Genomic DNA, 12287 nt, shown 5'->3' on the forward strand with positions numbered 1-12287 from the left:
GCCTGGTTACGCTGGCCCGGTCAGGACCTGGGCAGGGCGGGTTAGAAGGTTACGCTGGCAGTCAGCCTCGCGGTGCGCGGCTCTCCTACATTCACCTGCAACTCGCTGCCAGTGCTCGAAGGGTAATACTGTTTGTTGAACAGGTTATCGACGTTCAACTGCAGCCGTGTCTTGTAGCCAGCAGTGGGCAGGTCCCAGCGCAGGAAGGCATCAGCCACGGTGTAACTGCTCATCCAATAGCTGTTTGCGTTATCCCCGGCACGTTCGCCCACGTAACGGGCCCCGGCTCCGGCATGCCATTGGCCGGTAGCGTCAGGCATGCGCAAGTGATGGCTCAGGTAGAGGCTGGCGGTGTGCTTTGGGGCGTCGTTCAGCCGATGACCTTGGTTGTCCGGGTCGTCGAGAATTTCCGTGTGGGTGTAGGCGTAGGTACCGATCAGGTCCCAGCGGGGCGCCAGCCGGCCGGTGACATCCAGCTCCAGGCCGCGCGAGCCGACTTTGCCGGCGGCCTCGGACTCGCCCAGGGCATTCTCGGTGACCACGTTGGTCTTGACGATATCGAAAAGCGCGACGTTGACGTTCAGCGCAGAGGACGGCGTGTACTTGGCGCCCACTTCATAGCTGCGACCTTCCTCCGGATCGAAGGTGTGCCCAGTGTCGTCCACCGTGTCATTAGGCACGAAGGAGCGGCTGTAGTTGCCATACAGGGCCCAGGCGTCGTTGGGTTGGTACACAAGGCCGACGAAGGGGATGAAGGCTTCGCCGTTGTCGTCGCGGTTTGGGGTACTGGCGCGGGGGATTCCCTGGATACTGTATTGATCATAATGTTGCTGGCGCCCGCCGAATACCGCGATCCAACGGTCGTTGAGGTGCCAGTTGTCCTTGAAATATACCGAAGTGGAGGTCAGCTCGTTACGCAGGTTACTGGTAGCAGGATCTACCAGGCTCGGTTCAGCCATCGCCCCGTAGGCTGGGTCGTAGATGCTGAAACCTGATGACACCTTATTACGGTATGTTTTACCTCGGTACTTGTCGCTGGCTTCGTTATCCACACCTGTCAGGAGGTCGTGGCGCTGGCCGAAAAGTTGCTGCTCGCCTATGAAATCGAGGCTGGCGTAACGGGTTTCATAATCATAGTGGCCGCCGTTGGCTCGCCGACTCAGAGTACCGTTCACCAAGGTGGAAGGCTGTGCGATCGCCAGGCTATAGCGATCATTGTTCCAGCCGTAGGTCGCCCGGGTTTTCCAGGTATCGCTGAGCTGATACTCGAACTGCGCCTGGGCCGTTTCCGAGATGCCCACGGCCTTGGCCCATTTCTCGTCGAGCCGCGTGCTGTAGCTCACAGCGGCGGGGTGGCCGTCGACGAACACCGTGCCGCGGTCGAAGGGGCTGCTGTAGTCGTTGTACTCGTAGGAGAGCGTGAGGCTGGCGCGCTCGCCGGTCCAGCTCAGGGATGGCGCCACCAGGGTATGCTCGTTGGTGCCGTAGTTGCGCCAATAGTCTTCGTGCTGCCGCTCGGCTACCAGGCGGTAGGCCAGCCCGCTTTCGCCCAGAGGACCTGTAGTGTCCACGCTGAGGGTGCCGCCACCTTCGCTGTAGGCCGAGCCGGTGATTGTCGTGCTCTGGGTATATTGCGGGCGCTTGCTGATGACATTCACCAGGCCGCCAGGCTCCAGCGCGCCATACAGTAAAGAGGCGGGGCCTTTGAGCACTTCGATATGATCGGTGGTGGCACTCAGGTTGTGGCCTACCACCGAGCGCACGCCGTCGCGCAGGATGCTGCCGTCATCGTTGGTGCCGAAGCCGCGCTTGACCAAGGCGTCCTTGGTGTTGCCCAGAGTATTGCCTTGGGAAACGCCGCTGACGAACTTGAGCGCATCGTCCAGGGAAGTTGGCGCAAAGTCTTGCAGGGTTCGTTCCGTAACCACATTGAGGGTCTGGGCTTCGTCACGAATGGGTACTTCGGACTTGCTCGCGGTGCTGGCCTGGTCGCGATGGTAGCCGGCGGATGCATCCGCCGCTTCGCCCTGGACTTGAATGGGGCCCAACTCGACAGTCGCTGATTCGGATTGCGCGAAAGTAGCCAAGGGCAGCGCGCACATTGTCCAGGCAAGCACTGTTCGGGAAGAAGAAGTAAGCATCAAGATAACCAGGTTGAATGTTAATGATAACCATTCTATTTAAGTGCGCAGCCATCGTATAGCTGCAATTGCTTAACTCCTTGAAAAACCTGGTGTATCTGCCAGCTCTTGCCTTCGACCAGGCAGCCTATACTTGAATTTTTTTTGAGCACTTTCATGCCGATCCGACTTTTGATGGCCGAGCGAAGCCAGACAGTCATCCTGCGTACGCGTTGCCGACAGACACAGCGCTTGAATCATGAGCCGTTTGGTGGGTTAGGCATTGCGCCCGGCCCTGGGCAGGTCGCCTTCACGGGGCAGTGGCGCTCGGCGGACGGTGATCTGTACCTGCTTGGCAATGGCTATCGTGCATACCTGCCGAGCCCGAAGCGGTTCGCACAGCCGGACCGCCATAGCCCGTTCGGTGTCGGTGGCCTGAGTCCCTACGCCTACTGCGGCGTCGACCCTGTCAATCGAACGGATCCTACCGGAGCGGCGTTCACCCCTCTGATCATCGGCAGTATCGTGGCGGGTGGCGCCAGTGCTGTCCTACAGGCCGTCATGATTGGTACCAGAAGTGCCAAAACTACCCCGGCGCGCATGATGTGGGGGCTGCGCTTGGCGATCCTGGCCGGCCTTGCAGCGGTGGCATCAGGCATAACCGCTGGAGTGGTGGCCGAGGACAGCTCGCAGAGAACGGCGCTGACCTGGGCATCCATCGGCTTGGGGCTCGGCTCCGCCGCGTTGCGGTTATCCGTGGCGGTACCCCAGCTCCGTAACAGCGGCTCGAGGAAATTCTTCGGGCGTCTATTGGGTGTGCGCCGTGGAATGACCATCGGCCCCCGTAGAGGGCATTATGAACTTGCTCGCATGCAACCACGCTGAGCACCGGCCTGGCCATGGTCGCGACGGTGGTCGGCCGGATCGGTTCCGCGGCCTATAGCGCCTCGGCCATAGGCCTGCGGTGGTCGCCGGCCCGATCGAACCTCACTCGTGAGCCGCGACACCCTTGAGATAAGGGGCCGGGGCCGCGCCCAGGTTGTTGAGCATCCGCTCGCTGTACCAGTCGATGAAGTTGACCACGCCAAACTCGTAGGTTTTCGAATAGGGCCCGGGCTGGTAGGCGGTGGAATTGATGCCGCGCTGGTTTTCCTCGGCCAGGCGACGGTCCTGGTCGTTGGTGGCATCCCATACCTGGCGTAGGCGCGTTGGATCATAGTCCACCCCCTCTACCGCATCCTTGTGTACCAGCCACTTGGTGGTCACGATGCTCTCCTGGGCGCTGATGGGCCATACGGTGAACACGATGACGTGGTCGCCCATGCAGTGATTCCAGGAGTGGGGCAAATGAAGGATGCGCATGGAGCCCAGGTCCGGGTTCTGGATGCGCCCCATCAGTTTGTTGCAGCCCGGCTTGCCATCCATGGTCATGGACACCGTACCCTTGAGCAAGGGCATGCGTACGATGCGATTGCGCAGGCCGAAGCTGGCGTGCAGGTAAGGGATCTTTTCTGCTTCCCAGGCCGCGGCCGAATGCGCCACGTGATCCTTGAAGGCCTGGTCGGCGCGTGGATCGTTGGTGTCGTCCCATTCGAGCAAGGTATTGAGCAGTTCAGGGTGTGAGCCGTTGCAGTGGTAGCATTCGCGGTTGTTCTCCAGCACCAGCTTCCAGTTGGCCTTCTCCCGCAGCGTGGTCTGCACCGCGACCTTGGTGTTCTCCATGTCGTAGGGCTCCATGTAGTGGCCCAGGGTCTGGAGGAACTCATCGATGGCCGGCGGGTTCTGCGCCAGGCTGATGAAGATATAGCCCCCGGCGGTTTTCAGGTGCACCGGCTTGAGGCCGAAGGCCTTCATATCGAAGTCATCGCCCATTTCGCTGCCGGCGAACAGCAGCCGGCCGTCCAGCTCGTAAGTCCATTGGTGATAGGGGCATACCAGCTTGGCAACCTTGCCCTTTTCACCGGCGCACAGGCGGGAGCCCCGGTGACGGCATACGTTATGGAAAGCATGGACGGCATTGTCGGCGCCGCGTACCACGATGACCGGGTTCTTGCCGATTTCCAGGGTCAGGTAGTTGCCCTTCTTGGGAATCTCGCACGTCATGCCGGCGATCAACCATTCCTTGTGGAAGATCTCCTGCATGTCGATCTCGAAAAGACGCTCGTCGGTATAGAACGGTTGTGGCAAGGAATAGGTGCGTTCCCGGGTCTGCAGCATATGGGCGGTAGCGGCGCGCGCGGGTTCCAGGGGGTCGCCAAGGCTCAGGTTCTGGGTGACGTCCATCGTTCTATCCTCGAGGCCGGCGCGCCGGCGGCAGGGCTTTTGGGGGCGCGCGTGATGCGCTTCACGGTTCGCCGCGAACCTGGTCGCAGGTTGCGTTCAATCTGCGGCGAGTGTGCGTGCGGTGCGGGTCGGATCCTTATCCATGGACGACATGGCCGCATCCGTTCCCGACGCGCCAAGCCCATGCTGGCAAGGCTGGTCGCCACAAGCATGTGAATGTCGCGAATGGGAAAGAGCAGCCGCCCGTCGCCACGCAGAATCCAGCAGAAGGCCGGCGGTCGGCTATGGAGAGGCGAGCATGTCCAATAATTTCCTGAGCCCGGTGAATACTCAGACGTGGGCCAATGGGCGACACCTGGTGCGCTGCGTCAAGGTGATCCAGGAAACCTGGGATGTGCGCACCTTCTGTTTCATGGCCGATCAGCCCGTGATGTTCTTTTTCAAGCCGGGGCAGTTCGTGACTCTGGAGCTGGACATCGACGGCCAGCAGGTGATGCGTTCGTATACCATCTCCAGTTCACCCTCGGTGCCCTACAGTTTCTCGATCACCATCAAGCGCGTGCCTGGCGGGCGAGTATCGAACTGGCTGCACGATACCCTTCATGAAGGCCAGGAGCTGGCCGTGCACGGGCCGGTGGGGTTGTTCAACGCCATCGATTTCCCCTCGCCCAAGGTGCTTTACCTGAGCGGCGGCGTAGGCATCACGCCGGTCATGTCCATGGCTCGCTGGTTCTACGACACCAACGCCAATGTGGACATGATCTTCGTGCACAGCGCCCGCTCTCCCCGGGACATCATCTATCAGCGCGAGCTTGAGCAAATGGCCGCGCGCATCAGCAATTTCGCCCTGCATGTCATCTGCGAGAAGCACGGCCTGGGCGAGCCTTGGGCCGGTTATCGGGGCTACCTGAACCGGGCCATGCTGGAACTGATGGCTCCTGATTTCCTGGAGCGGGAGGTCTTCTGTTGTGGGCCCACCCCCTACATGACAGCGGTGAAGCGTTTGCTGGAGCAGGCCGGCTTCGACATGCGCCGTTACCATGAGGAATCCTTCGGTGCCACCCCGCCGGAAGCCAAGGCCGATGCGGTGGAGCAGGCCGAGCAGGCAGCCGATGCGCCGGAAGTGCCTGCCGCCGAATTGCATCAGGTCGAGTTCGTGGACACCGGCAAGAGCATTCGGGTAGCCCCGGGGGAAACCGTGCATGCGGCGGCGGCCAAGCTCGGGCTGACCATTCCCAAGGCCTGCGGCATGGGCATCTGCGGCACTTGCAAGGTGCTCAAGCTCAGTGGTGAGGTGGAAATGGACCACAACGGCGGCATTACCGAGGAGGACGAAGCCGAGGGGTACATCCTTTCCTGCTGTAGCGTGCCCAAGGGGGATGTGCGGATCGAGTATTAAGCCGCAGTGCCGTTTCGGACGGGAATCCTGAAGACCGTCCGTCCATTGTCATGTTTTGTGCGGAACCGCACACTTTTCTGTCAGTCCATGGCCCATCGCGTGGTGGCGGGCCCTTTCCTTTTCATGGCGTGCTGCTTCGCACTGGCGAGGCGCGCGCTTTTTTCTTATCGTACGTGCCCTTCACATGTTCATCCTGGTTTCGAGTACCCCATGTTGGAAGCATCCCTGAATAAATTGGAAGCGCTGGTTGGCCAGCTGCTGGAGCAAAACCGTCAGCTGGCCGAGGCCCATGCCGCGCTCACCGTCGAGTTGGCGCAGGCCCGGGAAGAGAACGACAGCTTGCAGCTCACCTTGCTGGAACAGGAAGAGCAGCAAGGCGCCACCGCGGCGCGTATCCAGGCCTTGATCGAGCGGGTCAGCCCTGCCGCGGCCGACGCATGAGCCAGAACACCACGCGGGTGGTCGAGATACTCGGCAACGATTACACCTTGCGCGCGCCGGCCGAGCAGGAAGAAGCCTTGTTCGAAGCGGCGATGATGCTTAAGTCCAGCCTCGCCGAAACCAAGAAGAAGCACCCGACTCTGGTCGGGGACCGCCTGCTGGTGTTGACGGCCATGAATCTCTGCTCGCAGATCCTCGATGCTCGCAAGGAGCACCGTGAGGCCTTGGCTCAGTATGAGCACAAGGTCAATGCCACGGTAGAGCAACTGGAGCGTACCGTCAGCCGGGCGGCTGAGTGATTCGCCAGTGCTGCTTCCTGAGGCAGGAGGCAGCCCAGTGCCGAACTTCGCTAGCTGCCGCTAGCTCCTACCATCAAGGTTCAGAGGTGACGGCGCGGATGTCGGCGGCCAACTCCCGTACCCGCGCCTGGTCGGTGTCCCAGGCGCACATGAACCTGGCCCCTCCGCCAATGAAGGTATAGAACCGCCAGCCGCGCTCGCGCAGCCGGCTGATGGCCGCCGGTGCCATGTTCAGGAAGACGCCGTTGGCCTCTACGGGAAACATCAGGCTTACCTGCGGAACGTCAGCGATCAATCGCGCCAGCAATCGGGCGCATTCGTTGGCGTGACGGGCGTGGCGCAGCCAGGCGTCGCCTTCCAACAGCCCCACCCAAGGCGCCGAAAGAAATCGCATCTTCGAAGCCAGTTGCCCAGCCTGCTTGCAACGGTAATCGAAGTCTTCGGCCAGGTCGTGGCGAAAGAACAGAATCGCCTCGCCTACCGCCATGCCGTTTTTGGTGCCGCCGAAACAGAGCACATCCACACCCGCTTTCCAGGTCAATTCCGCCGGGCTGCATCCCAGGGAGGCGCAGGCGTTGGCGAAGCGGGCCCCGTCCATATGCAGGTTCAGCCCCAGCTCGCGGCAGGTGGCGCTGATGGCGGCGACGTCCTCGGGACGGTAGAGCGTCCCCACTTCGGTGGCCTGGGTCAGGGTCACGACGCGGGGCTTGGGGTAGTGGATATCCTGGCGCTTGAGGGCGATCTCACGAATGGCCTCGGGCGTAAGCTTGCCCCCTTCACTACGGGCCGTGAGCAGCTTGGAGCCGTTGGAAAAGAATTCAGGCGCTCCGCACTCATCCGTTTCCACGTGGGCCACGTCTGAACAGATGACGCTGTGATAACTCTGGCACAGCGCCGACAAGGCCAGGGAGTTGGCGGCAGTGCCGTTGAACGCGAAGAATACCTCGCAATCGGTCTGGAATAGCCGACGGAAATGGTCGGCGGCCCGGGCTGTCCACTCATCCTCGCCATAGGCCCGTTGATGACCCTGGTTGGCTGCCTCCATCGCCGCCCAGGCTTCAGGACACACGCCGGAATAGTTGTCGCTGGCGAATTGCTGGCTTTGATCTGTCATGGGCAGGTCCTGATGGGTCGACCGCGCCACTGTAGCGAACTTTTCTGACGACCTATAGAGGTAGGCGTGACACCCAGCGCTCGGTTGGCGTGCGAAGGAAGGTCAGAAGCGAACCTAAGGTTCAGAAGAGTTGTTGCATGGTATTTCCTTATTATGGCTGATTTCATGTAAAGAGATTGTTTATGGCAATCTTTCAGAAAATTCCTTCAAACACTTCAGAAAGTGTCCCTTGCTTTTATCTGTGATTGAAGTTTCCAGGCGTTAAGCAAGTAAAGTCGAATGATATTCGGCTTGACGAACCGCTTTTAAGGGTCAAGTATGTAATTGCGCCTGTAGCGCGCCAATCAATCCATAAGCAGCGGAGACATCTGTATGAACGCATCTGAAGTCGCTGGTTTTTATGAGATCGCTCCAAAAGTGAATGACGCACTGGCTGTTCAAGATAACAGCTTTCTTGAGCTGATGAGGGCTGCGAAAGACAAGGTGGTAGATGCCGGTGATCGGCTTGCCTACTTGGCCGGGATAAAGGCTGCCCCTCTCGATGAACAGTACCGAAAACTGGATACCACTAACCTCGATACGCTTCTGGAAAGCGCCAGAAGGGCTGGCTTCAATGCCCAGATCATGAGCATCTAAACCTAAGGCCAGGCGTCGGTCGGCGCCTGGCCAGTCGGGAGGCAGGCGTTATGCTGACAGAAGTCCATACCATGAATACCCAGATTTCCATCGAAGGCCTACGCTGGGTTGAACGGTGGAGAGTAAGCAACGGAAAGTCTGGGACCTACGTAGTGCCTTTTCCAACTACCCGCCCTGTGAATATTGTGACTCACGGTGAGCGAAGATTTGATTACGGTCAATACGGGATTCATCTTGGTCAACAGGATGTGCTGACCTTTCTGGGAGCCAGTCGGAAAACAATAGTTGGACGCTTTATCGACTGCAGGAAGCATTCGCCCACTTTCCGTCGCGTAGAAGAATTCAAGTTCACGCCATCTTCAGCGCGTACTCTGATCATACCTCCCGGTGTAGCGCATACGTTCAATGGGCTGGAAGGCATAATAACGCTCAATGCGTATGACCTGTTTTTGCCTCCCCTGGAGGATTTGATCAAATCATCTCTGGGATGGATGCCGGAAAGCGACATTATCAATCTGCCGCTGGATATCCCACCTGCGACTATAGAGGGCGTCGTTCCCATGAGCGAGCCGGCAGCCAATGCCGTTTATTATCGAATAGGCGAGTATCAGCTAAGAGCCATGGGTGAGACCGAGATGCCTCATGCTGAAACGCGAACCTTTACCTTGGCCAATAGCCGGCAGGTGCGCTTGATGCTCAAGGCCAATTCCCCTGAGCCGGATGAGCGGGAGGCCTTGCCCGCTTCCACTATCGAGGGCGTCTCCTTTAGGCGGCACCCTCGGGTAACCACTGGCCCAGATAGCTATATCTCGCCAGTGCCTGGCCCTTCGCCATTCTATGTGGTTGACCATGGGGAAGAGGCCTACGATTTTGATTCTTACGGAATACACCTAGGTCAAGAAGATCATCTGACCTTCCTGGGCGAGGGGCACCGCATGATCGGTTTGAAGCTTGTGGATATGCGGCGTGGCTCGCCGGCCCTTCATAAGGAAGAGTGGCTTGTATTCGCTTGCGATCCCCAGGTCGAGCTCATCATTCCGCCTGGCGTGGCTCATGCGCTTTTCAATATGGGGAGTATCTACACGCTGAACCGACCGGTGCTTTACCTCGACGCGGAAGGCGCTTATCAACCTGGCAAGGATGTCATCGACTGGCCCCTGACGGACACGACTTACCCCATACTCGATCCTCATCAGCGGCCCGCCTCCGTGGCCTATCTAGAATCCCTAGCCGCGCTGCAAGCGCGTGTCGTTGCCAGCGAGTCTGATCTTGAAACGCCGAAGGCGTTTTTGATTCAGGATCCGGCTACCGGTAAACAAGTGAAAGTCGTGCTCACTCGAGCGCCTCAAGCCACGTCCGCAGAGCCCGTCCAGTGACCAGAGCCCTTGCCGCACTGTTGCTTCTAGTGCTCACTGCGGATGCGCTTCTGCTGTTTCTGGTGCCGGTGATGATCTATGGCGTGACACAAAGCCTCGCCTGGTCGGGATTGGCTTACGCCATGGCTTGGCTGCCGCGCATCCTGCTGACACCTTTGGTAGGGGCGTTCATCGATCACTGGGGTGTGCGGCTGGTTTCTGTCGTTTCAGATGTCATCAAGGCGGCAGCTTGCCTGGCGGTTGCAGCCTTGATGTGGCACCGACCGGAGCCTTTGGTGGTCACCCTGTCGGGTGGCCTGTTGAGTGGCCTGGTGGCCATCGGTAGCGCACAAAGCCTGATTGCCTACGAAAAGATGATCGCCCTGGCCAGTCATCGTATCGATCACGACGTGAATATCCTCGGGCGGATCGACCAATTCGCCATGGCCCTCGGGCCTGTCGCCGGCTTGCTGGGCTATGCCAGCGGGGCGGTGAGCCTGCTGCTGATCGCGACCACGATGTATATGGCCAACGCCATCTGTTACTGCTTCAACCGAAGGATTCCGAACCAGCCGCAGGAGGCAACGATCCAAAGGCCACTGCCCAATGGCGGGGCCGCGCGCTTGTTGCTGACGACCCCCGCGTTGCTGTGCCTGATCCTGGTAGCGATCGGCAACAACGCTTTCGACGGTGTGGTCGAGGCCAGTACGGTGGCGCTGATCGATCGCGCCATGCAACTGCCCATCCAGTATTTCGCGTTTCTCGACATTTGCGCGGGTGCCTGTGGCGTGGCGGCGACTCTGCTTTACCCGCGGGTGCTTGCCTGCATACCCGCGCTACGCCTGTATATGCTGGCCAGCCTGGTCACTCTTGTCGCCGGTGCGTCGATGCTGGCCGCCCAAGGAAGTTTGCCTGGCTTCCTCGCGCTCTATGGCCTGAGCATTGGCGGCAAGGTGTTCATGAACAATTTCAGCCGAAGCCTGCGTATTCGCCTGGTACCACCGCAGAGGCTGGCGCGGGTGGCCTCGCTGATGGTGCTGTCGGGGCAGGCAGTGTTGCCGATTGTAGGGCTGGTGCTGTACCTGGCGGGGGATCGGCCCTCTATGCCAGCGCTGCTTATGGCAGGTGCCATGCTAGTGACCTGTACCGGCGTACTAGGCGTGATAGCTCAATGCAAGACAACTCACGCCTTCGCTCGCGGTACCACCTCGCCCTGACTGCGGCGTGGCACTATCCGGCTGCCGAATGAGTGTCGCGCTTATGTCGTAATCGCGCCGATGCGTGGCGCCCATAGGCATCTGACGCACCGGCGCCAGCCCTACCATCGCTGCCAATGCACCTACAACAGGCGCCGCAGCGCTGGGAGATCCGCGATGTTCAGCAAGCAAGACCAGATCCAGGGATACGATGACGCGCTGCTGGCGGCGATGAATGCTGAGGAGCAGCGCCAGGAAGACCATATCGAGCTGATCGCGTCGGAAAACTACACCAGCAAGCGAGTGATGCAGGCCCAAGGCAGCGGCTTGACCAACAAATATGCCGAAGGCTATCCGGGCAAGCGTTACTACGGCGGTTGTGAGTATGTAGACCAGGTCGAACAGTTGGCCATCGATCGCGCCAAGGCGTTGTTCGGCGCCGACTATGCCAACGTGCAGCCCCACTCCGGCTCCCAGGCCAACGCCGCGGTTTACCTGGCGCTGTTGCAACCGGGCGATACCGTGCTGGGCATGAGCCTGGCCCACGGCGGTCACCTGACCCACGGAGCGAAAGTCAGCTTTTCGGGGAAACTGTACAACGCAGTGCAGTACGGGCTGGATAGTGCCACGGGCCTGATCGACTACGAGGAGGTCGAGCGTTTGGCCCTGGAATGCAAGCCAAAGATGCTGATCGCGGGCTTCTCGGCCTACTCCAAGACGCTGGACTTCGCTCGCTTCCGTGAAATCGCCGACAAGGTGGGCGCCTATCTGTTCGTGGACATGGCCCACGTAGCTGGGTTGGTGGCCGCCGGGCTCTACCCGAACCCACTGCCCTTTGCCGACGTGGTCACCACCACCACACACAAGACGCTGCGCGGCCCGCGTGGAGGGCTGATCCTGGCCCGGCGCAACGAAGAGTTGGAAAAGAAGCTCAACGCCGCGGTATTCCCCGGCGGTCAGGGCGGGCCTCTGATGCACGTGATAGCCGCCAAGGCCGTATGCTTCAAGGAAGCTCTGGAGCCAGGCTTCAAGGCCTACCAACAGCAGGTGATCCACAACGCCCAGGCCATGGCAGGTGTGTTCATCGAGCGTGGCTACGATGTCGTCTCCGGCGGCACCGATAACCACTTGTTCCTGGTCAGCCTGATTCGCCAAGGCCTGACCGGCAAGGACGCCGACGCGGCCTTGGGGCGAGCGCACATCACGGTAAACAAGAACGCGGTGCCCAACGACCCACAGTCGCCCTTCGTGACCTCCGGACTGCGCATCGGCACCCCGGCCGTCACCAGCCGGGGCTTCCGGGCCGAACAGTGCCAGCGCTTGGCCGGCTGGATCTGCGACATCCTCGACAATCTCGGCGACGCCGATGTGGAAGCCAATGTGGCCGCGCAGGTCAGTGCCCTGTGCGCTGAGTTCCCGGTTTACCGCTGAGCTGGAGTACCGA

11 protein-coding genes are annotated in these 12287 nt (G+C 60.2%); 8 read left to right on the forward strand and 3 right to left on the reverse strand.

Annotated elements, in window-relative coordinates; translation table 11 throughout:
* Positions 1-41: 41 nt before the first annotated feature.
* Positions 42-2141, reverse strand: coding sequence for a TonB-dependent siderophore receptor (locus ACP691_RS16515; RefSeq protein ID WP_426151390.1), 2100 nt, complete (start codon positions 2139-2141; stop codon positions 42-44).
* A gap of 156 nt (positions 2142-2297) precedes the next feature.
* On the opposite strand from ACP691_RS16515, the gene ACP691_RS16520 reads away from it, so the two are divergent.
* The gene (locus ACP691_RS16520) at positions 2298-3005 is read left to right on the forward strand and encodes an RHS repeat-associated core domain-containing protein (RefSeq protein ID WP_426151388.1); all 708 of its coding nucleotides are present in this window, start codon (positions 2298-2300) and stop codon (positions 3003-3005) included.
* A gap of 102 nt (positions 3006-3107) precedes the next feature.
* Here the strand turns inward: ACP691_RS16520 and gbcA are convergent, their stop codons facing one another.
* A complete protein-coding gene (gbcA, locus tag ACP691_RS16525) occupies positions 3108-4403 on the reverse strand; it encodes a glycine-betaine demethylase subunit GbcA (RefSeq protein WP_426151386.1) in 1296 nt (431 codons plus the stop codon).
* Positions 4404-4701: 298 nt separating this feature from the next.
* Here gbcA and gbcB point away from each other — a divergent pair, with 298 nt between their 5' ends.
* The 3 genes from gbcB (at position 4702) to ACP691_RS16540 (ending at position 6542) form a co-directional block, all read left to right on the forward strand.
* The gene (gene gbcB, locus ACP691_RS16530) at positions 4702-5802 is read left to right on the forward strand and encodes a glycine-betaine demethylase subunit GbcB (protein ID WP_426151384.1); all 1101 of its coding nucleotides are present in this window, start codon (positions 4702-4704) and stop codon (positions 5800-5802) included.
* Between the two features lie 210 nt (positions 5803-6012).
* Complete coding sequence (locus ACP691_RS16535; protein WP_426151382.1) at positions 6013-6243, forward strand: hypothetical protein; 231 nt, start codon at positions 6013-6015, stop codon at positions 6241-6243.
* On the forward strand, positions 6240-6542 hold the full coding sequence (locus ACP691_RS16540; protein ID WP_040259705.1) for a cell division protein ZapA: 303 nt from the start codon (positions 6240-6242) through the stop codon (positions 6540-6542). Before ACP691_RS16535 ends, ACP691_RS16540 begins: the two co-directional genes overlap by 4 nt.
* A 73-nt stretch (positions 6543-6615) precedes the next feature.
* Here the strand turns inward: ACP691_RS16540 and ACP691_RS16545 are convergent, their stop codons facing one another.
* Positions 6616-7656, reverse strand: coding sequence for a threonine aldolase family protein (locus tag ACP691_RS16545; protein ID WP_426151380.1), 1041 nt, complete (start codon positions 7654-7656; stop codon positions 6616-6618).
* 372 nt (positions 7657-8028) lie between these two features.
* On the opposite strand from ACP691_RS16545, the gene ACP691_RS16550 reads away from it, so the two are divergent.
* From ACP691_RS16550 to glyA, 4 genes are all read left to right on the forward strand, one after another.
* Positions 8029-8292 (forward strand): XRE family transcriptional regulator, encoded by a 264-nt coding sequence (locus tag ACP691_RS16550; protein WP_426151378.1) that lies wholly within the window; start codon positions 8029-8031, stop codon positions 8290-8292.
* Positions 8293-8342: 50 nt separating this feature from the next.
* On the forward strand, positions 8343-9668 hold the full coding sequence (locus tag ACP691_RS16555) for a dTDP-4-dehydrorhamnose 3,5-epimerase family protein (protein ID WP_426151376.1): 1326 nt from the start codon (positions 8343-8345) through the stop codon (positions 9666-9668).
* Positions 9665-10864 carry a hypothetical protein gene (locus ACP691_RS16560; RefSeq protein ID WP_426151374.1) on the forward strand — a complete coding sequence of 400 codons (1200 nt, stop codon included), beginning with the start codon at positions 9665-9667 and terminating at the stop codon, positions 10862-10864. The genes ACP691_RS16555 and ACP691_RS16560 overlap by 4 nt, the downstream gene beginning before the upstream one ends.
* A gap of 156 nt (positions 10865-11020) precedes the next feature.
* Positions 11021-12274, forward strand: a complete 1254-nt coding sequence (glyA, locus tag ACP691_RS16565; RefSeq protein WP_426151372.1) for a serine hydroxymethyltransferase — start codon at positions 11021-11023, stop codon at positions 12272-12274.
* The last annotated feature ends 13 nt before the right edge of the window (positions 12275-12287 follow it).

The organism is Pseudomonas sp. DC3200b2 (assembly GCF_049895785.1).
Lineage (GTDB): Bacteria > Pseudomonadota > Gammaproteobacteria > Pseudomonadales > Pseudomonadaceae > Aquipseudomonas > Aquipseudomonas massiliensis.